Annotated in this window: 21 protein-coding genes and 1 pseudogene; 5 read left to right on the top strand and 17 right to left on the bottom strand. The window is 59.3% G+C overall.

Annotation, left to right across the window (positions count from 1 at the left end; genetic code table 11):
• The 12 genes and pseudogenes from AC6FTP_RS05170 to AC6FTP_RS05225 all read right to left on the bottom strand — a co-directional run.
• Positions 1-499 (bottom strand): annotated as a pseudogene (locus AC6FTP_RS05170) (hypothetical protein); the annotation flags it as partial.
• 70 nt (positions 500-569) lie between these two features.
• Entirely contained in the window at positions 570-1,778 is a 1,209-nt protein-coding gene (locus tag AC6FTP_RS05175) for a hypothetical protein (protein ID WP_497205839.1), read from the bottom strand.
• Between the two features lie 111 nt (positions 1,779-1,889).
• Positions 1,890-2,588, bottom strand: coding sequence for a hypothetical protein (locus AC6FTP_RS05180; protein ID WP_497205840.1), 699 nt, complete (start codon positions 2,586-2,588; stop codon positions 1,890-1,892).
• 64 nt (positions 2,589-2,652) lie between these two features.
• Positions 2,653-3,222, bottom strand: coding sequence for an anthranilate synthase component II (locus AC6FTP_RS05185; RefSeq protein WP_497204291.1), 570 nt, complete (start codon positions 3,220-3,222; stop codon positions 2,653-2,655).
• A 93-nt stretch (positions 3,223-3,315) separates the two neighbouring features.
• Complete coding sequence (gene radC / locus AC6FTP_RS05190; RefSeq protein WP_497205841.1) at positions 3,316-4,008, bottom strand: RadC family protein; 693 nt, start codon at positions 4,006-4,008, stop codon at positions 3,316-3,318.
• Positions 4,009-4,143: 135 nt separating this feature from the next.
• The gene (locus AC6FTP_RS05195) at positions 4,144-4,794 is read right to left on the bottom strand and encodes an AMP-binding protein (protein WP_497205842.1); all 651 of its coding nucleotides are present in this window, start codon (positions 4,792-4,794) and stop codon (positions 4,144-4,146) included.
• Between the two features lie 299 nt (positions 4,795-5,093).
• Positions 5,094-6,368, bottom strand: coding sequence for a response regulator (locus tag AC6FTP_RS05200; RefSeq protein ID WP_497205843.1), 1,275 nt, complete (start codon positions 6,366-6,368; stop codon positions 5,094-5,096).
• A gap of 10 nt (positions 6,369-6,378) precedes the next feature.
• Complete coding sequence (locus tag AC6FTP_RS05205; protein WP_497205844.1) at positions 6,379-9,090, bottom strand: ATP-binding protein; 2,712 nt, start codon at positions 9,088-9,090, stop codon at positions 6,379-6,381.
• A complete protein-coding gene (locus AC6FTP_RS05210) occupies positions 9,087-10,547 on the bottom strand; it encodes a class I SAM-dependent methyltransferase (protein ID WP_497205845.1) in 1,461 nt (486 codons plus the stop codon). The genes AC6FTP_RS05205 and AC6FTP_RS05210 overlap by 4 nt, the downstream gene beginning before the upstream one ends.
• A gap of 121 nt (positions 10,548-10,668) precedes the next feature.
• Positions 10,669-11,880: an OmpP1/FadL family transporter gene (locus AC6FTP_RS05215; RefSeq protein WP_497205846.1), complete on the bottom strand. Its 1,212-nt coding sequence runs from the start codon at positions 11,878-11,880 to the stop codon at positions 10,669-10,671.
• Between the two features lie 24 nt (positions 11,881-11,904).
• Positions 11,905-13,701, bottom strand: coding sequence for a response regulator (locus AC6FTP_RS05220; protein ID WP_497205847.1), 1,797 nt, complete (start codon positions 13,699-13,701; stop codon positions 11,905-11,907).
• Between the two features lie 21 nt (positions 13,702-13,722).
• Positions 13,723-15,342 (bottom strand): ATP-binding protein, encoded by a 1,620-nt coding sequence (locus tag AC6FTP_RS05225; RefSeq protein WP_497205848.1) that lies wholly within the window; start codon positions 15,340-15,342, stop codon positions 13,723-13,725.
• Between the two features lie 333 nt (positions 15,343-15,675).
• Here AC6FTP_RS05225 and AC6FTP_RS05230 point away from each other — a divergent pair, with 333 nt between their 5' ends.
• From AC6FTP_RS05230 to AC6FTP_RS05240, 3 genes are all read left to right on the top strand, one after another.
• Positions 15,676-16,263, top strand: coding sequence for a sensor histidine kinase (locus AC6FTP_RS05230; RefSeq protein ID WP_497205849.1), 588 nt, complete (start codon positions 15,676-15,678; stop codon positions 16,261-16,263).
• Positions 16,260-16,886: a response regulator transcription factor gene (locus AC6FTP_RS05235; protein ID WP_497205850.1), complete on the top strand. Its 627-nt coding sequence runs from the start codon at positions 16,260-16,262 to the stop codon at positions 16,884-16,886. The genes AC6FTP_RS05230 and AC6FTP_RS05235 overlap by 4 nt, the downstream gene beginning before the upstream one ends.
• A gap of 71 nt (positions 16,887-16,957) precedes the next feature.
• Entirely contained in the window at positions 16,958-17,509 is a 552-nt protein-coding gene (locus AC6FTP_RS05240; RefSeq protein WP_497205851.1) for a response regulator transcription factor, read from the top strand.
• Here the strand turns inward: AC6FTP_RS05240 and AC6FTP_RS05245 are convergent.
• Positions 17,506-18,075 (bottom strand): rhodanese-like domain-containing protein, encoded by a 570-nt coding sequence (locus AC6FTP_RS05245; RefSeq protein WP_497205852.1) that lies wholly within the window; start codon positions 18,073-18,075, stop codon positions 17,506-17,508. The genes AC6FTP_RS05240 and AC6FTP_RS05245 overlap by 4 nt on opposite strands.
• Positions 18,076-18,189: 114 nt before the next feature.
• On the opposite strand from AC6FTP_RS05245, the gene AC6FTP_RS05250 reads away from it, so the two are divergent.
• A complete protein-coding gene (locus AC6FTP_RS05250) occupies positions 18,190-18,948 on the top strand; it encodes a L,D-transpeptidase family protein (protein ID WP_497205853.1) in 759 nt (252 codons plus the stop codon).
• 8 nt (positions 18,949-18,956) lie between these two features.
• Here AC6FTP_RS05250 and AC6FTP_RS05255 read toward each other — a convergent pair whose 3' ends face one another.
• Positions 18,957-19,865 (bottom strand): DMT family transporter, encoded by a 909-nt coding sequence (locus AC6FTP_RS05255; protein WP_497205854.1) that lies wholly within the window; start codon positions 19,863-19,865, stop codon positions 18,957-18,959.
• 109 nt (positions 19,866-19,974) lie between these two features.
• Between AC6FTP_RS05255 and AC6FTP_RS05260 the strand changes: the two genes are divergently transcribed.
• Positions 19,975-21,048, top strand: coding sequence for an alpha/beta hydrolase family protein (locus tag AC6FTP_RS05260; RefSeq protein WP_497205855.1), 1,074 nt, complete (start codon positions 19,975-19,977; stop codon positions 21,046-21,048).
• Between the two features lie 3 nt (positions 21,049-21,051).
• Here the strand turns inward: AC6FTP_RS05260 and AC6FTP_RS05265 are convergent, their stop codons facing one another.
• From AC6FTP_RS05265 to AC6FTP_RS05275, 3 genes are all read right to left on the bottom strand, one after another.
• The gene (locus AC6FTP_RS05265) at positions 21,052-21,684 is read right to left on the bottom strand and encodes a phosphatase PAP2 family protein (protein WP_497205856.1); all 633 of its coding nucleotides are present in this window, start codon (positions 21,682-21,684) and stop codon (positions 21,052-21,054) included.
• The gene (locus tag AC6FTP_RS05270; RefSeq protein ID WP_497205857.1) at positions 21,681-23,213 is read right to left on the bottom strand and encodes an ArnT family glycosyltransferase; all 1,533 of its coding nucleotides are present in this window, start codon (positions 23,211-23,213) and stop codon (positions 21,681-21,683) included. Before AC6FTP_RS05270 ends, AC6FTP_RS05265 begins: the two co-directional genes overlap by 4 nt.
• 84 nt (positions 23,214-23,297) lie before the next feature.
• On the bottom strand, positions 23,298-24,983 hold the full coding sequence (locus AC6FTP_RS05275) for an Aq_1262 family (lipo)protein (protein WP_497205858.1): 1,686 nt from the start codon (positions 24,981-24,983) through the stop codon (positions 23,298-23,300).
• Positions 24,984-25,065 lie beyond the last annotated feature (82 nt).

Consider the following 25,065-nt stretch of genomic DNA (forward strand, 5'->3'; position numbering starts at 1 on the left):
ACGAGGGGATGCCCAGTCCGGCAATCACGCTTCCGGGGGGCACGGGAGTGGGATCGAGGAACCAAGCGTGCGGGATGACCTGCCGGAGATGCTCCAGATGGCTGGCGCGCATGTCAGCAGCCCAGGAGGGACGAAGCGCTGGCAGATGCAGCAGTGCCGCAAAGGCGGGATCATTTAGCCAAATGGGAGATCCACGGATGAGCTGCCAGCCGTGCGTGCCTTCACGCAGCAGGAGGGCAAAGTCTCCGGAATGGAGATCAGCCAGTTGGTTCGGCCAGCGGCTTTGCAGAAAGGCGGTCAGCTCGGGGCTGAAGCGGCCTTTCTCCAAACGGGCTTTCAATAATTGATGTGCAGCTGCCCAGAGTCCGATCTCGTGCCCGAGAGGCTTCACCTGCTTGAGCACGGCCCGGGTCAGGTCGGCTGGCGCACTGGTGGGCGGCGTGAAGACGGGTTCACGCAGACAGGCGGCAAAGATTTCAGGCACGAAAGGCGGTGTCATTCGGTTGCCCGCACTTCGCCAGAATGCGCCGTTTGTCCACTGTGGGGAGTCGCAAACGAAGAGCTTCCGATCACACCGTCTCGACAGCAACAGCGGCGGCTTTGCGTTTTTCTTCGGCTTCGAGGGCGGCTTTTTCGGCAGCGAGACGGGCGACGGAGGCGGCCATGCGGGCGCGCTGCTTGGCTTCGTGCTCGGCCTGGGCCTGGAGGCGGAGGGCTTCCTTGCGGGCTTTGGCTTCTTCTTCGGCCTTGCGGGCGATCTCGCGCTCGGCGTCCTGCTTGGCTTTGAGCGCGGCTGCTGCTGTTTTGACAGCTTCGAGTTCGATCAGGGCCTGGGCGCGGGCGGCAGCGGCGGCTTCTTTGGCTGCTTCCTTTTCAGCGAGGATGCGGGCGCGCTCGGCGGCTTTCTCGGCATCGGCCTGCTCTTTGAGAATGCGGGCAGCTTCTTTCTCGGCGGCGGCTTTGGCTTTGGCCTCCTCGGCAGCGGCGCGGGCGGCTTCCTTTTCTGCGGCGGCCTGGACTTTGGCCTCGATGGCGGCCAGTCGGGCAGCGGCTTTCTCGGCATCCGCCTTCTCTTTGGCGATGCGGGCGGCTTCCTTTTCAGCGAAGGCCTGGGCTTTGGCCTCGGCGGCAGCGACTCGGGCGGCTTCTTTCTCGGCGATGAGGCGGGCCTTCTCGGCTTCCTTTTCGGCGGCGGCCTGGACCTTGGCCTCGATGGCGGCGAGCTTCTCAGCAAGTGTTCGTGCTTTGGCTGCTTCTTTTTCGGCGAGTTCCCGGGCTTTGGCCTCGGCGGCAGCGACTTTGGCAGCCTCTTTCTCGGCGGCGGCTTGGGCCTTGGCGGCCGCGAGTTCTGCGGCGGCCTGTTCTTTGGCGAGGCGGGCGGCTTCTTTTTCGGCGAGCGCCTGGGCCTTGGCGGCCTCGGCAGCGGCGCGGAAGGCCTCTTTCTCGGCGAGTGCCTGGGCTTTCGCAGCTTCGGCGGCGGCCTTGGCGGCCTCTTTTTCAGCGATGGCGGCAGCTCTGGCGGCCTCCTTTTCAGCGGCGGCCTGCTCGCGGGCGGCGATGGTGGCGGCTTTTTCTGCGAGTTCAGCGGCGAGCTTTGCCTCCTGCGCGGCGGTGAGCTGGGCGGAGTAGTCGAGAAGCTGCTGGGCGAGCGCGGCGGCGGAGTCAGTCAGCGCGGGGACGGCGTCGGCGAGCACGCGGGGCTGGATCTCGAGGGTGCTGAGTTTCTGGGCAGTGTCGGAAAGAAGGGCGAGGAACTTGGGATCGAGCTTGGTGGTCATTCAGGTAGGTCGGGAAAGGGCGGCCATGAATGGACGCGGATGCCCTCCTGTAAAGCACATCATCCAAAGACCCTGCTTACTGCCAGGGCTTTGGGCGCTTGGTTGCCTTGCTCATGGGTTTTGTCCGCCGATTTCGAGTCGTGGCACGGTTTGAGTGGTGGGTTTTCTCGGCACATCAGCTCCGTAGAGATCGATGGTGCGCTTGGCGATGATGTCGATCAAGGCGGGTTGCAGTGTGCGTGCTGCGACGTTGGAGACGGCCATGCCGGCCCAGGTGACGGGTGATTTATACTTCAGCACCTGCCAAACGGGCAGCAGGCGCTTGTACCATTTGCCCACGGATTGCATGGTCTCATGCGTGGCGATTTTGTGGGTCATCTCCCAGGTTTTCAAAGCGGTGCTGGCGCTTACATCGACGAGTCGGCCGATGCTGCGTGTCTGGAGAAAGTCCGCCACGTCCAAGGCCGCGAGATGCACGGCGCGGGAAAATTGACCGAGTCCCGGCGCGAGAAGGGGATCCGGATGCTGAGGATGATAGATGGCGGCGATCTCGCGCACGAGCTTTGGCACTTCGTCCACGAGAGGCGGCAGCCATTCGGGATTGATTCGTTTCTGCCAGCGCAGCCGGTTTTTGCATTCCTCCACGGCTTTATTCGCGGCGATGTCTTTGGGGTGATCACTGCCGTCGTGGTAATGCGCCACGGCTTCTCGTGCTGCTTTCAGATCTGCGGCAAAGCGAAGCCCGACCCAGATCAGCCACGTCGCTACGCCGACGATGAATCCAGCGAGGAAGGTGAGGAAGTAGGTCATCACTGGGTGGAGTTTACAGTGGTTTGCTGTTGTTGACGATGGTCAACGGTTTGACTTCCCCCCCCTACATCTCCAGGAAGTTTTTTAGCAGGCGTTTGCCATCCTGAGTGAGGATGGATTCGGGGTGGAACTGGACGCCGTGGATGGGGAGTTCCTTGTGGCGCAGGCCCATGATCTCGGATTCGTCGTCATCGCACAAGGCGGTGATCTCCAAGCAGGCGGGCAGGGTGGCGCGCTTCACGAGCAGGGAGTGGTAGCGCGTGGCGGTGAAGGGCTCGGGCATGCCTTTGAAAACGGACTGTCCTTGATGCCGGATTTTGGAGACTTTGCCGTGCATGAGCCGGTCGGCACGCACGACATCACCACCGAAGACATGGCCGATGCTTTGGTGGCCGAGGCAGACTCCGAGGGTGGGAATGCTCGGCCCAAACTTCTCGATCACGGCACAACTGATGCCCGCTTCCTTCGGCGTGCAGGGGCCGGGCGAGATGCAGATGTGGTCAGGCTTCTTCTTCGCGATCTCCTCCAGGGTGATCTGGTCATTCCGATGGATCTCCATCTGCGCGCCCATCTCGCCAAAGTACTGCACGAGGTTGTAGGTGAAGGAGTCGTAGTTGTCGATGATCAGGAGCATGGAGGCTGAGGAAGTTGACGGTTGTTTACCGTGGTTGACGATGGTTGACAGTTGTTTTTCAAACCACCGTAAACAGCGGCCAACGGCGCGGCTTCACAAAATCCCGCACTCACGAAAGCTGAAGTAGGGCAAAGCACGCCCTTCGGCGGGGCTGCCGATGATCATGTGGTCGCAGAAGGTGAGGCCGAGGAGATCGGCGGCTTCTTTGAGACGACGGGTGAGACGCTTGTCGGCGTCACTGGGGGAAGGGTCGCCAGAGGGGTGGTTGTGAATGAGGATGAAAGCGGGGGCGCGGTGAGCGAGCGCTTTGGTCACGATTTCGCGCGGATGGGCGCTGGATTCGTTGATGGTGCCGCGGAAGAGTTCTTCATGGCGGATGAGGCAGAGGCGCGTGTTCAGCAGCAGGATGCGCACGGACTCGTAGCTGAGGGCCTGCATCTCGGCACCGATGAAGCGGTAAGTCTGCTCTGGTTTCTCCAGTGGCACTTCGCGTGCGGCGGCCTGCTCGGCACGACGTCCGAGCTCGAAAGCTGCGGCGAGGTGGGCGGCTTTTGCCGGGCCGAGGGCTCGCATGTGGGCAAGTTCACCTGCCTCGATGCGGGAGAGGTTCCGCAGTGATCCTTGTTCACGAAGGAGACGCTGGGCTACTTGCAGGGCGTTCTCGCCTTTGACGCCGGTATTGATGAAGATGGCGAGCAACTCCGCATCTGAGAGCGCACCGGCACCCAGCCGCAGCAGCCGCTCGCGCGGGCGATCATCTTCGGGCATGTCATGGATGCGGGACATTCTGGCACGTGATCAAAAGGGGGACTTTAAAGCCTCATTGTCCTGTCACTTGGACCCAAAAAACAGCCCCAGGTCAAGGAAGGAGTCGCATCGTGCTGCGCGAAGATAGCCACATCCGGCGCCGTGGTGGTAAGCTTACGAAGCGAGGCTGAGTACGCCGACACCCATCAGTCGGGTTTTAGAGGAGTCTGCAGCCAATTCACCGAGACGGCGGTGCGTCCAGATATCAGCCGGTGAGTTTTCCTGATCATCGAACAGCAGCAGTGCGGTATCATCCGTCTGGCCTGGGAAGGGAAGCCCCCATGCAGGTTGAGTGGTGAAAACCTCGTCGAGTTCGACCTCGTCCCAGTTCCCTTTGGAGAGGCCCGGCGTCATCCAGACGGTCAGGGTGCTATCGATCTGTGCATGAAGAGAAGCAGTGCCGCCATCCAGGAAGATGCAAGCGGGGCTGACTTGATGGGCAATCTCCACCAAGCGTGCTTCGGATGCGTGGGCAGGCACGAGAGTGACTGTGGCACCAGTGTGGGAGGCTGCCATGAACAGGGTTTGGGTGTCTGCGTGGTCAGCCGACAGGCAGAAGAGAACGACAGAGCCGCGTTCGACTCCATTTCGCTGCATCCAGGTGGCAGCACGAAGCACATCATCCCAGACTTTTTCAGCTGTGGTGAGTTGTCCACGGTGCAAACATGGAAGCTCTGGTTTGGATTCAGCCAGTCCAGCCAAGTGCTGGCTGTAAAAGAAGGGTTTCTGGTATTCGGCCAAAGAAGATGACGGTCCTTTGTTCATGATTTGTAATTATTATAACTATTGTCATTATGTCAACCAGCCAGATGGAGCGCGATGGAGATGCTTTGTCGGCCTCGAATGTGAAATCTACTCATTTTCATGGATCCAATTGATGGTCGCTTAGTGGAAATGCCTTCCCTGTGCAAAGGTATCAGCAAATCATAGACCGTTGTCGGTTCACAGTTTGTGATCCGCATCTTGTCAATAAACGAAATCCCCCTGAGCGTTACACTCAGGGGGCGATTAAATTGGAAATTCTGACGCTTGGCGTCGCGAAACCGCTACAGCTTAGCTGTGCGCTAAACGCCAGAGAGCAGCTTTTCCCAAAGGGCATCATTCACGAGCACTTTGGTGACAAACTCCTGACTGCTTACCGTGACATTCGCTGACTGTGTGCAGGTGACTGGAAGTTCGAGGGCATAGGTGACACCTTTGCCGTCGTTGTCCGTGGCCCGGACAGAGCCGCCGTAGTGATGAGCGAGGAAGAAGACGCCCAAAAGATTGAGACCGAACTGCTGTCCTGCGGCGTCGCGGGAAGTGAACGGATCGAATACCGAACGGAGGGAGTCAGTCGGGATGCCAGGTCCGTCATCGGTGAGTGTGAACAGGATCCTCACGGGGCTGCCTGCCACGGCCTGGGTGCGAGCTTGAAAGTGGATGGTCGAACCCGTGGGAAGATTGACCAAGTGATCTTCAATGAGGAGTTCGAACATGCGAGCAAAGCGTGCTGGCTCGACGTGTAATGAGGGCAGATCGGAAGGCAGATCGACCAACAGGCTGATTTGCTTTTCATCGAGTTTGGGTTTGGCAGCCTTCAGCACTTTTTGGATGATCGCCACCGGGTCTGATACTTTTTCGACGGGGGGCACGGCTACGGCCGCGATACCGTCGAGATGATTGACGAGTTCACTGACATGCTGCGCATGTGCCAGCACTTGAGCGTGGAAGTCACGCCAGAATGCGGGATCTCTGAGGCGGTTCATGTCCAGCTCCTCATAGCGCAGCTTGGCCGGTGTCTGGTGAAGGAAGGTGCGCACGGCATCCAGAGGATTGCGCAATTGCTGACTGAGACCGGCTGCCAGTACTCCAAGGCTGATGATCCGGTCTGCAACGATCATGTTCTGAACGACGGAGAGTTTCTCCAGAAGCAGTTCATCTCGCTCCCGCTGAAGCAGAAAGTACTCGAGGGCTCGTTTCAACGTGTTGCGCATGTCCTCCACCTGGATGGGCTTGGAGATGTAGCGGAAGATGTTTCCATTGTTCACGGCATCTACGGTGACGCCAAAATCGGCATAGGCGGTGATCATCATGCGCACCATTCTCGGGCGTAGCTGGCGGGCACGCTCGATGAGCTGCAGGCCTTTCTCACCCGGCATGCGCTGATCCGTCAGCAAAACGCCAATTTCTTCGCCACGCTCCTGAATAATGCGCATTCCCTCAGCGGCGCTGGAGGCGGTGAGGACGGTGAAATCATTTCCAAAACTCTTCTGGAAATACTTTAGAGACATCTCTTCATCATCGACGTAGAGGATGCAGTAGCGCTTGTAGTCGTGCATAAGAATGGGGGTAAACAAGGGTGGTCTTCTACGAGGAGGTACGATAAGAAGATGCTTCTGGTAAATCCAGAATAAATTCCGTGCCGACTCCCTCTGTGGAATAAATGGTGATGATGCCTTGGTGGTCGGCGAGGATACGGTGGCAGATGGAGAGTCCGAGACCAAGTCCCTTTCCTACCTCCTTGGTGGTGAAAAAGGGATCAAAGACATTCTCCTGAGTTTCACGGCTCATTCCTGAGCCGTTGTCTTTGACTGATAACAAGACGCGGTCCTGCCTCATCATGGCTTGGATATGGATGACCGGCTTTTCTCCGGCCGGGTATGTCTTCTCAGCGGTGGCATCAATGCCGTTTTGCAAAAGATTCACCAGCACCTGGGTGATATGCCCATGGTTGCCATGGATCGGCAATCCTTCAGGAACATCGACAACGAAACAGACTCCGTCCTTCTCGTGGTGGGAAAAGAAGCGAAGAGCCGTTTTAACCAGGGGTTGAAGTTCAAAATCAGAATAACCTTCCTGGTTGGGCCGGGTAAAGCTGCGAAGATCGGTGATGATCGTCACGACACGCTTCACACCTGTGTCGATGTCGTCCAAAGTCTCGGCAAACTCTGCTTTTAATTCATCTGGCAGCCGACCGGACATCTGCTTCAGCCAGTAAAGCCCCTGGGTGGCGAAGTTGAGAGGGTTGTTGATTTCATGGATGAGACCTGCACTCATGCGCCCGAGGGAGGAGAGCTTTTCATGCTGCACGAGGATGGACTCGGCTTCCTTGAGTTGTTCCAGTGTGGCTTCGAGGCGCCGTTTCTGATCGGCGAGTTCGCGCTGATAGCGGTTGGAGTCGGCGAGGTTCATGAGGCGGACGCGCACCTCGGTGAGAGAGAAAGGCTTGCCGATGAAGTCAGTGGCACCTGCGGTGAGAGCCTCGATCTTCGTGCGCTCATCCGGGCGCGCGGTAAGCAGGACGACAGGGATCGTGCGCGTACTGGTGCGCTCTCTTAACTCCCGGCAGACCTGCATGCCGTCTTTGTAGGGCATCATGAGATCAGAGAGTACGATGTCCGGCAGATATTGGCTGGCTTTGGAGACGGCATCGCTTCCATCGGTGGCCTGGATGATTTCGAAATCTGCGGAGAGCTGGGTGCAGAGATAAGTCATCATGTCCGGCTCGTCTTCGGCGATGAGGAGTGTGGGAGCTTTTTTGCCATCTTTGCGGATTATCTTTGGAGGCACGCTCGACGTGGCAGAACGGCGAGGTGTGTCGGCCAGCGAGGTTGAGAATTCGGCACGGCGATAGAGATCGATGATCCACTCTCCTGTGCTGGGCTCTCCATCAGCTTTCAATCGGGACTTGGGAATCGATGCGGTGCCATTGGCTGGCTCATAAGGCAGGCGGGCGGTGAAGGTGCTGCCTTTGCCGACCTTGCTTTCGACGCTGACGGAGCCGCCATGCAATTCGATGATCTCTTTGACCAAGGCGAGACCGATCCCCATGCCCTGAAAACGGCGCTGAGAGGAGGCATCCGCCTGCCAGAAGCGGCTGAAAAGGTGAGGCAGGTGCTCTGCTGCGATGCCAACGCCAGTGTCCCGAACCTGGATGCAAATGTGACCATCTTCACGGAGGGCGCTGAAGCTGATCCGCCCGCCGGCAGGGGTGAATTTGAGGGCATTGAAAAGCAGATTCAGGCACACTCGCTCGAGCTTTTCGACATCAGCCATGATGGGTTGAATGTCCGCTGCACAGGAAGTCTCGATGGTGATGCGCTTGTCCTGGGCGAGCGCGAGGCAGGCTTTCCCGAGACCATGGATGAAGTCGGCGAGGACGACCGGGACTTTCTGCAATTCGACAGCTTGAGTTTCCAGTCGAACTAGATCCAGCAGGGTGTTGATGAGCTTGAGCAGGCGCATGGCATTGGCCTGCATGGTGCCCAGCATTTCATGGCGCTCGGTGGGTGAGATGCCTTCCCCTTTGCTCAAAAGGGTCTCGACGGGGGCGATGAGGAGCGTCAGCGGCGTGCGCAGTTCGTGGCTGATGTTGGCAAAGAAGCGGCTCTTGGCCTCATCCAGCTCGCGGAGTTTTTGGTTGCTCTGTTCGAGCTGACTGTTGGCGTCCTGGAGCTGCTGATGCTTGGTATCGAGCGACTGGCGGAGGAGGAATTCGGAGAAGCGGATGTTATTATAAAACCAGGTGCCAGCGACGGTGAAGACACCTGTGACGAAGAGGAAGTAGCAGTTGTTAAAAAACAGGCTCAGATTTGAAATGGGACCGTGAAAAAAGCAGGCGGCGAAGTAGATGCCTACGGTGAGGAGCACGACGAGCACACTCTCAAAAAGCGGCCAGCGCATCAGGATGGCAGCGCCGAGCATGACCAGATTCAGCCCGGCATAGTAAGGAGATGCGTAGCCCTCCATGACATAGATCATCCAGCCGATCGAGCCCATGAGTGGCACGGACATGCAGATGCCCAGGGTGCGGTGCCATTCACGTCCCCATTTCGTGCCGAGCAGGAAGCTGATGAACAGCAATGTGACTGCGGACATGATGCGGAAGGGCAAAAACTGCCACATGCCCGGCAGCTTATAGACGATGAGGTCCAGCGACGCACCTGCGACCATGAAGAAGGAGGCGAGTCCCGAGCACAGCCTGTAGTTCTGGATGCGGATGTCCCGCTCGTAGAACTGAAACTCTCGTCTCAACTGCGAGTCCGCACCGTATAGGCTGGTCTTCGCGGGTGCCATCATGCGGGATGCACGGGTTTGCGGACTTCCAGGAAAATATTCACTCCTGTGGAATCAGGGATCACTCGGATGTTCTCAGCCGGTGCGGAGGAAGGTGCGATGTGGAGGAACTGCGCCTCGTCCCGATAAACCAAGTGCCATTCGGCGAGATACTCCATCCAGTTTCGCCAATCATTGCTCGGATGCACGTTCGTGGCGATGAGCAGCCCCCCAGGGGCGAGCATGTCATAAAAGATCTCCAGCAGCCGTCGGCAGATGCGATCTGAGAGATAATCAAAGAGCCCGGCGCAATAGACGAGGTCATACGTCATGCGCCCGCTGTCAGAGCTTCTCACGGACTCCTTCATCACTTGCTGAACTGATTTTTTGACGAAGCTCAGACCGGTCCGGCGCTGATGAAGGTGGACGTTTTCCTCCGTCGCGCGGCTGGTGTTTTCGATGGTCTCGTCATTGAAGTCGAGGAGGGTGAGATCTGCCTCATCACAGATGTCGTGATCTTTGATAAAGCGCTGCGCCTCCTGCGCGGGACCACAGCCGAGATTGAAGACCTGGGCACGCCGCCCTTCCGCGTGCGCCCGGCCTGTCTCTGCACAAAGTTGCTCGACGAGGTAGGTGATGCGGTTGCGGTGGGCGATGACCGGCGGGATCTCGAGGTAGAGTTTGTTCAGCAGCTTCGCGTAAGTGGTGCTGCCCTCGTAGGGGTCGCGCAACATCATGCTGACCATTTCATAGTCTCCTGCATAGCCGAGTGGCTTGGCAAAGGTACGGTAAACGAAGGGCGCACAAAGCACGAGCGGGTGGAGCTGGCGTTTGATGTAGCTGCGATGCACGGGCTGGAGATCTGGCGGGATGGCACCGGCGATCTGCTCGAAGCGGCGCATCAGCGGCAGCATCACGGGTACCACAGGCTCTTCCAGGTTTCGGATGATCTGGAGTTCGAGATGGTTGCGATCTGCCGTGGGCAGGGAGCGGACGCCGAACTCCACCTGCTCCATCCAGCGCCGCAGGTCGGTGAGGATGGATTGGATGTCCGAGACCACGACTTTGAACTCAGGCTCCACCCGGAAGATGCGCGTGCTGTCCCGGAGGAATTCAGCGAGTTCTGCCCTGAGATCGAGGCCATCCCGCAACGGGTTGAAGACATCCACGTCCCGCCAGCCGTCCTCTTCCAGCGCGGCCTCGAGGATGAGCATGATACCAGCATTGACGAGATTGCTGATGACGGCGCGTCCAGAGTACAGCGTTCGTTCATTGACGCTGATTTGGAAATCACTGAGCACCTCCGAGAGCTGGAGGATGCTGTAGGGGTTGTACACTTCAAAAACAGCGACATGACGTGTGAGGCGCAACAGCGTGCCACGCACCTCCGCTCCCTGACTGTTTCGGCAGTAGATGATGCCCAGGCGATCTCCTGCGAGCGGGCCGCTGGAGGCGGTCTGGGGGACTATTTCAAGGGCCATATCTTATATTAGCGAATTGACCAAATCTTCCATCGCTATACAAGCAGCGTTCATACTTGGGTCGAAATAAACTCAGTGATTTGGCTTCGACACAAACTACTTTGCTGAAAGCTGGCGCGCTTTAGAAGAGATGTGTAAAACTCAGGCTAAGCACATGCCACTGATGACGGTAGGAACCATTGAAGGCAGCATTGCTTGCGCCTGTGACTGTCCTGTCCGGGTTGTAGATGAATCCGTAGGTGGCATCGACGCGGTTGCTCTTTCCACGCCAGCCCAGGCCGAGACTGAAGATGTGGCGATCATACGCTGGAATGGATGGCGTGTAGGTGCTGTCAGGCATGGAGTTTTCGGAAAACAGATAACCGGCACGCACCAGCCAGGCCGGACTCAGCTTATAGGTCGCCCCCATGCCGAGGTCGATCGAGTTCTTCCAGTTCAGCGGAATGGTTGTCTGTGGGAGGGCAACATTTTTAACATCAAGGGGGATGTCATCGTGCGAGTTGTTGGCACTCCATTTGAAGTCAAAGCCCAGTGTGAATCGATCGGTAAGGTCGATGCCGTAACCCAGGGCGATGGAGCCAGGGAAGGTCATGTTCGTCTCGAAGTCGGTGACGGTGGTTCCGAAGGCGCGCACCTGAAGATCGCCGTCCATCTCCAGCCGTAAGGGGAGGCGGCCGACCAGTGAAAGCCGCTGACGCGGGGTGAGCTTCCAGAGGATGCTGCCAAAGCCGCTGGCACCCCAGCCCTGGGCATCAAAGCGGAGTTCACCATCAAAGCCGGGGATGATGGGGAAGAGCTGATTGATCTGCAGATCTCCATACATGAAATCGAGCCCCAGCCCGGCGCTGACGCTGTCAGAAAGCCGAAACGCGACGGATGGCGTGATGCTATAAGTGCGCAGGCTCGACTCATAGGGCACGAAGTAGCGCAGAGAGCTGGTCTTGGAGTACTGGGATCCGAGACCGTAGGGTGTGGTGAGACCGAGTCCGAATGCCACATTTTTGCTCTTTAAGGGAATGACAGCGTACAAGCTGGCCGGATACACCCAGGGATCGTCATTATGCAGGGAGACACCGGCGGCTGACTCCAGGCCGATGTCTGACCGCCAAATGCCTGTGTTGAGCTGAATGGTGGCCTGTTCGATATCGATCATGGATGCCGGTGCCACCCTGGCTGTGGTGGCATCTTGCAGGTTGGCAAAACGTCCACCAGCGATGCCGAGAGCCTCGGCGGAGTCCGGGATGAGGGAGAGCGACTCAGCTCCGCGGCCCGTGATGGGGAGGCCGAGGAGGCTGATGATCAGGCTGATCTGTAGAATGCGGGAGTTTTTCATCAGAGGATGGAGTGATGGGAGGTTTTAGCGATGGGAGGCAGCGGCGTTATGGAGAGGCGTTGTCATTGTCATCAAGGGAGCAGGATCTGCTGGTGTGCGGGACACTCTTGGCTCGGTTTCCAAGGTTCGCGTCACGACATTCAGCAAATCCAATACATCGAATGGCTTGGTCAGATAATTGACCCCCACCGTCAACTCTTCTCCTGCGGTGATCATGGCTGGCTGATAGCCGCTCATGTAGATGATGGGCAGCTCTGGGGCTGATGCCCGGAGATATCCTGCCAGATCGAAGCCCGTCAGACCATCCGGCAGATAGATGTCTGTGATGACCAGATCGATCCCGTCCCGGTTTGACTGCCATAATGTCCAAGCCTCCATGGCACTTTGCGCTTTCAGGATCCGGTGGCCCTGGCTGCCGAGGATATACCCCAGAATGTCACAGACCGAGCGTTCATCATCCACAACCAGGAAGGTGAACTGTCTCTCGAGGCTGGAAACCATGTTTCGTGCGGCAATGACGCGCTGCATGGCCTCGTCAGGCTGGTTCGGATCTGCTTCCAGCAGTGAGAGGGACATGATGCAGTTGAGATTCGCGCCGATATTGATGTGCAGCCTGCCCCCCAGGCTTTCTGAAAGCTTCACGGCCGGCCGCATGCTTTCGGAGAGATCTTTCAGCATCTGGGAGACTTCCGCTTTCGGAACCATGTCGAATGACAAATGAGCCATCAACTGCCGGACGCCATTCGAAGCCTCCAAAGGCACCTGGCTGACGAGAGTGATGCTGAGGCTGCCTCCGCGAGCTGCCTGCTCCTGCGCCCGGATCACCATGAGATTTAAGAGTCGCGTCAGATGACTCTCTGATGCGCAGATGAAGTGGTCGGTGCCACTGTAGTAGAGATCGATGCGCACTTTTTCCTTCAAGACGCGGCCCATCATCTCGACCTGCTTGGTGATCACCGGCAGTGCATTGAAAACATGCATGTCTGCGGAGATCTCCACCTCGGAGGTCAGGGCCATCATCTGACGGCTGAGCAGGGATGCGCGCTCGGCGGCCTCCAGCATCTGCTCCATTGGCAGGCTTGCAGCCAGACCAGAGGGGTTCAACAGCGCGGAACTCAGATGCCCCTGGATGACGGTGAGGGCGTTGTTGAAGTCATGGGCGATGCTTGAGGCGAGGCCGGACATCACATCGATGATCTCTGCGTCGGATTTCTTCTGATTGAGGTCGGTCCGGAAATTTCTCTCCTGGTAGAGCTCCCCCGCCATCTTTTCGGCACGAAGGGAAGTCCGCATCAGACGGCTTTGCAGATCGATCTGGCGGCAGGCCATTTCCCTTTCAGCCACCCACTTGATGCACATGGCCTGGCAGAGCTGGAGGACTTCGATCGGGTCGAAGGGTTTTTTCAGGATGACGAGACGATGGCTGGCCCCAAGCTGCTCCACGATCGCCTGCCAGGAGTAGTCGGAGTAGGCCGTGCATAGGACGATCTGCATATCACTCTGCACTCGCCACAGACGCTTCACTGTCTCCACCCCATCGATGCCGGGCGGCATGCGGACATCGACAATCGCCACGGCAAAGGGCATGCCCTGCTCGATGGCTGCTCTGGCGAGGCTCTCAGCCTCCTCTCCCTGGCTGGCGAAGGCCGTCTGAAAATTTGGGCGGAGCTTCGATTGATGATCTCTCATTTCGTCGAACAACATCGCTTCCATCTGCTCCAGCTCCTCGACTCCGGAAGTCGAAGGGCAGAGGATGCGCCGGTAGTCATCCCGGATGGACGGGTTGTCATCGACGATAAGCACGCGGGAATTGGAATACATGATCAGGTTGGGATGGAGTCTTCAGGCAGGTTTGGCGGAAGTAGTATGGATCAGGCTGGGCAGCGGGCCTGTGCTGGCGGGCCGGCTGGCGGCCGCCAGAGATGGCGGTGCAAAGCGTGCGGGGATCTCCAGAGCGAAGCAGGCCCCTTGTCCTTCGCCCTCGCTCTGGGCTTTGAGTGCACCGCCCATCTCATCCACCAGCAGGGCTGCGTGGTGCAGGCCGAAACCGTTTCCGTCTTTTCGCGTGGTGAAGCCATGGGTGAAGATGCGCTGGAGGTTGTGCTGGTTGATACCACAGCCGCTGTCCTGCACGGCGATCATCACAGTGCTGGTCTGAGGCTGCATGATATTGAGGGTGATGCGCCTTTCCTTCACGCCGGTTGCAGAGACGGCATGACGTGCGTTGCTGACGAGATTGACCAGCACCTGTAGAAGCAGGTTTTTAGGCAGCATCAGGGGCGGCATGTCGGCAAAGTTGCGCTCGATTTTGATGTCGTGGTCGCGCAGGACATCCCCCTCAAGAGCCAGAGCCTGCTCGAAGAGGCAGGCCAGATCCACGGCCTCCTCGACTTGGGATGCACGCCCATGCACCTGCTGGAGAGAAATGACATCCCGCATGTGCTCGATGTGCTGCACCATGCTCATGGCATCGAGGTAGAGCTGTCGGCTTTCCTCGGCGAGATGATCGCTCAGGGTGATCAGGTAGCCGGGCAGGCGTCTCCCCTGAGGATGCTCTTTGATGAATGTGGCGAGATCGGCCTCGTTTTCTCTCAGCAGTCGTGCCGCTTTGCCCAGGTTCGCCCCGCGTGAGCCCGCCAGTTTTTCCACATGCAGCTTGGCGCTGACGTTCAGGCTGGTGAGTACGTTGCCGATGTTGTGCAGCACACTCTTCGCGATCTCTGATTTGCCGGCTTCACGAGCCGCATCGACCTGCTGCTTATGCAGTCGTTTTTGCATCTCCGACTGGGCGTGACGCTGGGATATATCCTTCAGCACGCCGCAACTGGTGAGTTGGCCTGTGGCATCTGGAAGAGTGACGCCGTCCTCAAGGAGCATGGCGTAAGTGCCGTCCTTCTTTTGGAACCGAAACTCCACTTGGTATCGCTTCACCTCGGCCAGGGAACTGCTCCAGGCCGACTGCACATGTCCCAGATCCTTCGAGTGGATGCGGTCGCGGAAGAAGGACCGGTCAGACATCCACTCCCAGTCCTGATAGCCCAAAAAGCCTTCCGCCTGAGGGCTCAGCTTGACGTAGTGCCAGGTTTTAGGGCAGCGCTGCCAGAGGACTCCTGTGACTGAACTCACCAGGAGGTGAAGCTGCGCCTCTTCGAAGCGCAGTTCCGCCGCCATCGTCTCCATGACCTCTTCACGCTTCCGGCTGCGCTGCAGCAGCGAGGTAAAGACAGCGATCAAGGCGGCACAAAACACCATCGTGATCGCAGCGATCAGGCAGGCACCTTTGATCAAAGGGGTGGCGGATGCTGAGTTCGACTGCGTCTGTATCAGTGCCCCCACCTGAACGATCCCCCAAAGTCCCGGCACAAGCGGGAAAAGCAGTAGCCCGAACCTCTTCTGGCGCGACAGTGGCCGACTCACCATGAACCTGGCGACGACAGCGTAGCCGACGAGACTGAGGAACATGATGAAGAGTGGGACGGGCATATTGACCTTTTGCGTGAAGCTAGATGTATTGAATTACCATATTTCTTACACTCACAGACTTCTATAGGACCAAAGTCCTATCGTTGCTTTTGGATAGCCCACGGAAGGTCCATTGCCCATTCATGAAGCATCCATTGACGCACCTCTGTGTTCTTGTTAAGCAGGCCCATGCTGCTGGATGAGCCCCCTAACCCACTTGAGCCTTTGCAGGCATTCACCGATGTAAGATCAAAATCGCCCCAGTGCCTGGATGCACTCGTCGGAGTCTCACTTGGTTTTTCCTCCGCACTTCTTCATGATCTCCGGCAACCCGTGTCAGCGATTTTGTTCAACGCCCTGGCCGCCCTCCGTCTCCTCCGTAAAGAGGAACCTCGCGAACAGCCTGTCATTGAGGACAGCCTGAAAGATATCGTCAGCGAGGTGGATCGTCTGAAGACCCTGCTACAAGGCTTCGGCACCTATCTCGGGCTGGGTGGTGATGACATCCCCGGTCTGGATGTGAATCAGACCGTCACCAGTGCCATCGGCCTGCTGGCTGGTGAGAGCGTCCGTCGGCAGATCCGTCTGAGCACGGACTTGGGCAACGACCTTCCTCCGCTGCTCATTTCTCCCGCGCTGCTCACCCGTGCCATGATCATGCTGGCGCTCGACATCTTCTGGATACTGAAAAAATCACCCTCTGATCTACGGCACATCCGGGTCTGGACGCAGCAATCCCAGGCTCGGGTCAAGATTGGTTTCCAGTTCGCCGCCCAGGCTCTTTCGGAAGACGAAAGCCCATCAGCGCAACTTCAGTCGCAGGTGCAGCTTTGTGCGGGTGATCTGTTCGTGAGCAAAGATTCGCCCGAAGAAATCACCTGGGGTATTGAGTTACCGTGCCTCTCTGAATCAGGCTCATGAAAACCGATCTTCCCATTGTCTATGTCGTCGATGATGATGCCGCCATCCTGCGGGCTCTCACACGACTTTTACAGGCAGCCGGTTACCGGGTGTGCCCCTACCAGTCGCCTGCTGACTTTCTGCGTTCCGCAGCGCTGGATACTCCCGGTTGCGCCATCCTGGACATGCACATGCCAGAGTTTGACGGGCTGGAAGTGCAACGTCAGATCCTGATGCGCCAAAGCCCCCTGGGGATCATTTTCCTCACGGCACATGGGCGCATCGATCAATGTGTGGAGGCGGTGAAATCCGGGGCCGTGGACTTTCTCTCCAAACCTGTGGAAGACACACTGCTGCTCAGTGTGGTCGATCAGGCCCTGATCAAAAGCCAGGCACGACACTTGGAGCAGTCGGAGAGCCATCTCCTCCTTTTGCGCTACCGCACACTCTCTCCACGGGAACGTGAGGTTTATGCCCTCGTCGTGACTGGTCTGCTGAACAAGCAGGTCGCAGCGCAGCTCGGTGCCAGTGAAAAAACCATCAAGATCCACCGTGGCCGTGTGATGGCAAAGATGCAGGCCGAATCCCTGGCGGATCTTGTGAACATGGCGGCCCGGCTTAGGCAGGATGGTTTGCATCAGTGAGTAGATCGTAGTGCATCACTTTTTTGGTTAGCATTGCCTTGCGCAGGGTTTCTGCTGATTCATATTCATCCATGCATTTCAGCGCGCCTTCACCCCTCATTGCCATCGTCGATGACGACGCCTTGGTGGGCTTGTCTCTGGCGCGGCTGCTGGAAGCCCTGGGCTTTAGGAGTCAGCATTTCCAGTCTGGCGAGGAGTTTCTGGCATCCCTCATCAGCACGGTGCCGGACTGCATCCTTCTCGATGTCTGCATGCCTGGGTTCAGTGGTCCTCAGGTCGTCCAGGAGCTTCGCCGGAACCGGGTCATGGCACCGGTCATCCTTATTTCAGGAGATGCGGACATGCACCTCGCCACTCCCGCGGATGAAGTCGGCAGCCGCAGTATCCTGAACAAGCCCTACTGCGTGGATGACCTTTTCATCAAGGTGAACAACGCCCTCGGCTGCCGTGGCTTTGTGCCCCAGCGCTGCCCCTGGCCCTGCCCCATCATCGGCCACGCCGTGTGGAACTGCGCCATGTCTGGATATTCCGAGGAGGAGCGCCTCCGGCTCAATGCCACCCTGCCGCCACCCGCCTTCCGCCTCCGCGAGCAGGATCGACACGCTCCTCTGCTGGTCTTTTAAACCGCAGCCTGTTCGATTTCCACCCGATACCTCGGCAGCTTGGGATCGATCTCCTGGCTGTAGGCGTCGATGCCACCAGCGAGGCACTGGGTGCTGGTGAAGCCATGACCAATAAAGTAGGCAGCCACATCCATGCTTCGGCTGCCGGTGTGATCATAGAGGATCACTGGCGTGTCTTTGGGCCAGCTATTGAAGGCTGCCTGCACGACTTCCTGAGTCATCAGTGTGGAGCCGGGGATCTTCACGGCTTCGTGCTCCTCTCGCGTGCGTGCATCCAGCACGCGGACGGTGCTGCTCGTGCGCATGAGGTCGGCCAGTTCGCGCGGGCTGATCTGGAGCTTCACATCCTCGCCATGGCTGCTCTGGATGTGCTCGATGACCTCCGGCACGCTCAGATCATTCCGCGCGCAGACCTGGGAGATCGACTCCGTCGGCTGGAAGGCACAGGCGCTGCACCCGCCGATGTGGTAGCGGGCAAAGAGCGCCCTTTGCGCTCCTGGGTAGGCGCGCAGCACCTCGGCCAGGGTGGTCTCAGGAGTCAGCGGCGGGAGGGAAGGGGGGCTCATAATGAATGGCTCATCCATAGTCGTGATCCGTCCAGTTTCCAAGGCCTGGAAAATGGAAAGAAAACCGTGCTCGACTCCTGCTGCGGAGCACGCTCTGATGCCGCTGAATCCATCATGCCTGCCGACTTCCCTTTGCGCTTCTCCCACCTCCTTTTCAGCCTCATCGCCTCCCTCGGTCTCTGCCAATGCGCCAGCCAGAATGGGCCACCCCAGCGGGCTGACGATGGCACCTACTGGGCATCGGAACCAGGCAGCGGCCCCACCAAAATCGTCATCAGCCTCGACGAACAGCGCGTCGGTCTTTTCAAAGGCGGGCAGCTTGTCGGTCTCTCCCCCATCTCCTCCGGGCGCGAGGGCTACGACACGCATCCTGGGAACTTCCGAGTGACCGAAAAAGATGTCGATCACCGCTCCAGCCTCTACGGCGCGTTTGTCGATCAATATGGCAACGTCGTCGTGGAGGACGTCAGCACCCGCACAGACAAAGCACCTCCCGGCACGAGATTCGTCGGGGCCGACATGCGGTACTTCATGCGGTTCAATGGAGCCATCGGCATGCATCAGGGCTACCTGCCTGGTTATCCCGCCTCTCATGGTTGCATCCGCCTGCTGGCGAAAATGGCACCGCTCTTCTTTGAGGCGACACCGCACGGAACGCCGGTGGAAGTGAGATCCAATGCCAGCCTCCTCGCCCTGCGTCCCATCGTGGTTCAGCCCGAGGCACCTGTCGTCAAAGCTGTGCCATCCGTTGCCACAACAGTTGTTGCAGCGCCCGACCGCAAGCCCTCTGCCACGCCAAAGCCTCTCCCGGTTAAGCGAAAGGGGAAGTCTAAACTCGACACTCTTTATCTCGAAGGTTACGGCCCGAATTGATGGGGTGCCTACCCGCCCGCTTTGGCAGGCAGCTTTGGCTGGGAGACGACCCCGTAGCAGCCTGCGAGAATGAAAGCGGCCCCGAGGCTCTGCATCAGCGTGAAGGTTTCCGCGAAGAGCAGGCAGCCCATGGCGGTGATGAGCAGGGGCAGTAGCATCTGAAAAGCACCGCCCACACTGACGGGCAGGAAGCGGAAGCCTTCCGTCATGCCTAGCTGACCCACAGCGGCGAGCAGCGCGGCGAGGGTGAGCAGGGCAAAGTCCATGAGCCCCGGCATCCGCTCCATGAGGCAGAAGGGCAGCGCCAGCAGCGCGGAGTAAAGGCACTGGCTCGCAAAGATGGTGCCGCTGGTCTCCGTGCGCGTGAGTTGACGAATCACCACGACCACACAGGCGGCGATGAGCGCTCCTGCCACAGCGATGACTTCATATCGACCAAACTGGCTCAGGTCGCCCCGCTCCAGTTCCGTGATCAGGGCGATGCCGCCGATGGCCAGCAGCAGCCCGACGACTTTTCGTGAGGTCATCTTTTCCCCGAGCATGGGCACGGCGAGGATGGCGGCCCAGATCGTCCAGGTATTCCCGATCAGCGTGGCCTTGCCTGCGCCGAGCTTGGGCAGGGTCAGGTAATAGGCAGCCGTCCCCAGCGCACCGAGCACCCCGCGCGAGACGAGCAGCCGCCCCGTCGCCGCACGCCGAAAGCTCACGTTGTTCCCCGGCCCATAGATCACAGCCACGACGACTATCCCCACCAGCGCGCGGAACAGCAGCGCCCACCAAGGGCTCACCGCCCGCGTGCTGCCCAGATGCATCACCAGCAGCGCCATGCCGGTGAAACCAGCGAGCGAGCCAAGCATCCACAAGGCCCCGCGACGGAAGTCGTAGGCGTTGCGGTCGGTGGTTGGGGTGTCTGACACGTGGTTGTGTGGCGCGGCGACGGCGGCATTGCAAGGCATCCCATGCATCACGAGACAGCAGCATGGGAGTGGGTGACAAGAGTATCCTTGGCGCAGCCGTATGACCTTCATGCGCACGCTCCTCCCTGCCGCCCTGCTCTTTCCACTGCTGCTCACAGCGGCAGACATCCCCCCGCTCCGTGGCCTGAGCCGTACCGACCTCCTGGAGTATCGCGATGCTTCGGGGAAGCTGCGCCGTGCAGAAAAAGTCTCCGACTGGGAGCTGCGACGCGCCGAGGCCCTGGCCGGTTTCCAGAACGTCTCCGGGCCGATGCCCGGCGCAGAGCAGCGTTGTCCGCTCGACCTCAAGCTGGAGGAGGAGGCCGACTGCGGGATCTATGTCCGGCGGTTGATCAGCTATCAATCCACGCCGGGCGGCCGCGTCCCGGCCTACCTTTGTATTCCGAAAACGGCGCTGGCGGGAAAAGCCGTGCCCGCCGTGCTCTGCCTGCATCCCACGGAGAACAACATCGGCCATAAAGTCGTCGTCGGACTCGGTGGAAAGCCGCACCGGCAGTACGCCTCTGAACTGGCCGAACGCGGCTACATCACCCTGGCACCGAGCTACCCGCTGCTGGCGAAGTATCAGCCGGACCTGAAGGCGCTCGGCTTCACCAGCGGGACGATGAAGGCCATCTGGGACAACATTCGCGGGCTGGATCTGCTGGAGTCCATGCCTGAAGTGAAGAAGGACGCAGGTTTTGCCGCCATCGGTCACTCACTCGGCGGGCATAACAGCATCTTCACCGCCGTCTTCGACACACGCCTGAAGGTCATCGTCTCCAGTTGTGGCTTTGACTCCGTGCTGGACTACTACGGCGGCAACATCAAGGGCTGGGTGCAGGAGCGCTACATGCTGAAGATGGGCGACTACCTCGGACACCCGCAGGACGTGCCGTTTGATTATTACGAGCTGATCCCCGCACTGGCACCACGTCGTGTTTTCGTGAATGCGCCGATGAAAGACGCGAACTTCAAGTGGGACAGCGTGGACCGCATCGCCACCGCTGCGGCCCCGGTCTTCAAACTTTATGGCGTCGAAGGGAACCTGACCATCCGCCACCCAGACAGTGATCACGACTTCCCCGACCAGGAACGCTACGAGGCGTATGAAGTGATCGGGCAAGTACTCGGGAAGCCTTAGCTGCTACGCACTGAATGCAGGAGGTGGAGCGGATTTCCCGAGGCGTCTGGCGGCACGGAATATGAGCCGTGTCACACCCCAGCCGACGAGTATGCCCATGGCCATGGACGGGGCGATGTCGCTCGGCCAGTGGGCTCCGCAATAAACTCTTGAGTAGGCCACGAGCGCAGCGAGCACATAAATAGCGATGCCCCAGCGACGGTGAAACATCGCGATCACGGTGGCGAGCGCGAACATGTTCATGGTGTGGCTGCTGGGGAAGGAGTTGCCTGTCTTCAGGCCGCGAGGCTGGCTGGGGCGCTGCGTGGGCGGCACGAAGAGGCGCATGGTAGCGGGTTTGGCATCGCCGAGATCCCGCACGGTCACGCCTGTGATGGCGCTGCGGGGACGCACGCGCCCGATGGCTTCCTTCAGCGTATTGGAGATAACACCGTCCGCGATGCCAAGCGACAAGCCGACGCAAAGGCAGAGCAGCACGCCGCGTGCGCGGCCACGCCAGAGCACGAGCAGCACGGCCAGCGCCATGAGCGGATACCAAGCTTCCACGGCTGACACAGCGGGCATCAGCCAGTCGAGCACGGGATGTGCCCAGTCGCGGTTGATGAGGTGCAGGAGCGTGAGATCCCAGGAAATCATGGCTTGGCTGGCGGAGGTGCGGGGACGGGCGTCCAGCTCTTGAGATTCCTGCCGAGGGAGACTTGAAACACGCGGGTCTTGTCGCCGAGCGGCACTTCCACGAGGCCCAGTTTCTCGATGCTCTCGAAGCATTCGGCCACTTTCGGATTCACGATGCCGGAGCTGAAGATGAGCCCGTCATCGCCGAGGCGGGTTTCCACACCGGGCCAGATTTCATACTGCGACATCGGATGCCCCGAGGGCTCCCAGCGATACACGCGCGGGTTCTGTGGCATGTTAAAGGCCATCTGCGCGGCATTGTAGCGATGCCCGAGCGCCATGACAAAGGTGTGGTCAGGGCGCGGCACCTTGTCGAGGAACTTGCCCGCCTGCTCGCCGGTCTCGCGCCAGCCACGCAGTTCGGCGAGTTTCTTGTGCCCCTTCAAGCTGGTCAAAAAGACCACGGGGATGATGACGTGCGCCAGCAGGACCACGAGACCTGCCACGCGCAGTGACCACTTCCGCCAAGCCTGCATCCCGACCAGCGGCAGGTGTCCGCTGAACCATGCCGCGACGAGCAGCAACGCAGGCAGCCAGAAGACGGCGGGCCAGTTCGGATTGATGCGCTGCCGCAGGGCCAGCAGGGTGAAGACGATCAGCGCTGGTGCCGAACAGAGCAGCAGGTAGCGCTCACGCCGCCCCATCGTTTTCCAGCGAGTCATGCCGAACCAAAGAACGAGCACCATGGCCACCAGGGTCACAGGCGAATACACCAGCGCCTGAATGCCCGGCCACTCCAGCGTGCGGGTGAGCCATTTGCCGAGGCCGAGTTCCTCGGTGTTAAAGTGATGGGCGGTGTGCTCCAGCGTGATCCAGTGGTGCTGCTGCTGCCACCAGATCACCGGCGTCAGGAAGGCGGCACCGATGACGATGGCGATCCACATGCGAGGATTGCGCAGCAGGGCGCGGTCGTCTTTGGAGACGATGGCGAAGGCCACCATGAGCACGGGGAAGACGAGCATCATTTGTTTGCTCAGCGTGCCGATGCCGATCACCACGGCGAGCGCCAGCCAGCGTGTCCAGCAGGTGGGTTTTTCCACCGCCAGCCAGAACAGCAGCAGCGCCAGCGACCAGCAGAGCAGCAGAGGTGCATCGATGGTGAGGAAGAGATTTAACCCCGTGTTCGCCGGAGTCAGCAGCACCACGAGTGCGGCGATGAAGCCCGTGCGTGCATCGTAGAGCCGCCGCATGAGCAGGAAGACCACGGCCATGGTCAGGGTGCCGAGCGTCAGCGCGCAGAGACGGATGCCGATGTCACAGGCTCCGGTCATCCAACCCACAATGCCCATGAGCCAGCCGATCATCGGTGGCTTGCTGTAGTAGCCCCAGTCCGGCTGGCGGCCCCAGTCCCAGTAGTAGGCTTCATCGCCAGCGAGGTCGGCGTGAGCGCAGAAGAAGAGCGTGAAGAGCACGCGAAAGAGGAAGACACCGGCTAGCAGTGCCCAGAACCGGCGGTTCCAGTTGGCGGAAGAGTCGTCGAGAGAAATCAAAGCGCCGCGAGGCTAGGCCGCGTTCGCAGGCTGGCAACGGCCTCGTGGCGATTAATCATGCGAATGGGACAGGATGCCCGCGATCTACTTTTTACTGGTCTCGGCATCGCGAACCGGGGCGGCCTGGGGCCAGTCGAGGATGATGTTGTATTTGAAGATTCGATCCTTCGGCAGGGTGGGAACTGTCTTGTTGTCGATCTTGTCATAGACATTCACCGGAGGTGTCAGGACGGTGTCCTTGCCAAAGAGGTAGTCCTGGTCCTCGACGATGGTGCGGTAGGCTTTGTTGAGGGCGAGCGCGCGCGCTGGCGAAGGCGTGATGAGATCATAGACATCGCGTGCCTTGGCCAGCTTTTCGGCGTCAGGAGTGCCATCGGCCTTGAACCAGCGGGCCTTCATCTCGTCGTTGTTGCGGAATTCACTGCCTCCCTCGACGCGGGAGAAATAGGTCTCGATCTCCCCCTTGGTCTCCCCCTTGCTCGGAGCATCAGGCATGTCCTTCAGGCGGATGTAGCCCCAGCCTGTCGCGCCATCCATCTTGCGCGCGAAGCTGAAGGTTTTGTCGATGGTGGAGCCGACAGAGTTGTGGCAGCCCATGCAGGAGAAGTTTTCCTCATGAGTGAGGCCGCGCAGACGGCCCCGGCGGTCCTCGATGAAGCCTTGGATTGCCCAGCCATTGCCATTGTCCAGACCGTACTGGCCGATGCTCACATAGGCCGGCAGGTTGCCCCTTTCTTTCTCCATGGCTTCGAGGTCGTATTTGCGTCCGTACATCGCTTTGCCGTAGGCCTTGGCTTTGCGCATGTAGCGCACTTCCTTCATGCGCGTGGAGACGCCAATCGTGCCATCAGGCGAGACGCCGATATAGCGCACGGTGTGGAGAAACTCGGTGCCCTCGGGATAAAGGTGGGTTTCGAGAAACTGAGGCTGCGCTGCTCCGACCCAGGAGGTGACTTTCTGAATGTCGGTGATGGTCTGGAGCTGGCCGTCGCCATCTAGATCCAGTCCGATTTCTTTTTCATCGACCGGCAGGGTGCCAATACGTTTCGTTCCTTTGATAGCGGCTTCGAGGATGGCGAGGTTCGCCCGGTACACGTCTTTGGAATAGCTGCCGTCCTTGCGCGTGCGGTAGGCCGCTGGCAGGCGGATCATGACATCATCCGTGGAGCCATTCGTCGGCCAGAAGGTGCTGGGGAAGGGCTTGTAGCTGAAGGCCACCCAATGGCTGCCGTCTTTGGCAAAGCCGTGCTCATCGAAGGCTTCGGCACCGAGTTGGAGGTCCTTCAAATCGGGAATCCAGCCTTTGAACTCCTTCTCCTTCAGACGGCTGGCGAGCTCGGAGTAGTTGTTTTCAGAAACGTAGCGCAGGATTTCCTCGTCACTGATGACCTCGGCGCGCTTGGAGCGGTCTTCAAAGAGGTTCTTCCAATGATTGATCATGCCTTCATCGCTGAAGCTGTAGGCCTCCTGGAGGTCGGCATCACTCATGACATTTTCCCGGCCTTCGATCGGGTCCTGATGGCAGACGTAGCAGGGATTGGAGCGGGCCTCGGTGCGGGTGTAACACTGGGACGGCACGACGGCCTCGCGATTGAAAATGGTGTTGACGGGATGCGTGTCCGGAACCGGGGGCAGGACATCGTCCAAGTGGCGCAGGGCATCGAGAATCTCCTGATAGACGGGCGTTGCTTCTTGGGCGTCTGCGGTCAATGGCAGAATCAACGATGAGGCTAGAAGAAGCAATGTGGAGACGGAGAGATGACGCATCATGGGAAGAGGTTGAGAGTGGGCGCGGAACTGGTTGTGGAATCTGGATGACAGAGAGGAAGGGGCGGCCCCGTTTGGAACCGCC

It is taken from the genome of Prosthecobacter sp., assembly GCF_044378005.1.
In the GTDB taxonomy this organism is placed as follows: Bacteria; Verrucomicrobiota; Verrucomicrobiia; order Verrucomicrobiales; family Verrucomicrobiaceae; genus Prosthecobacter.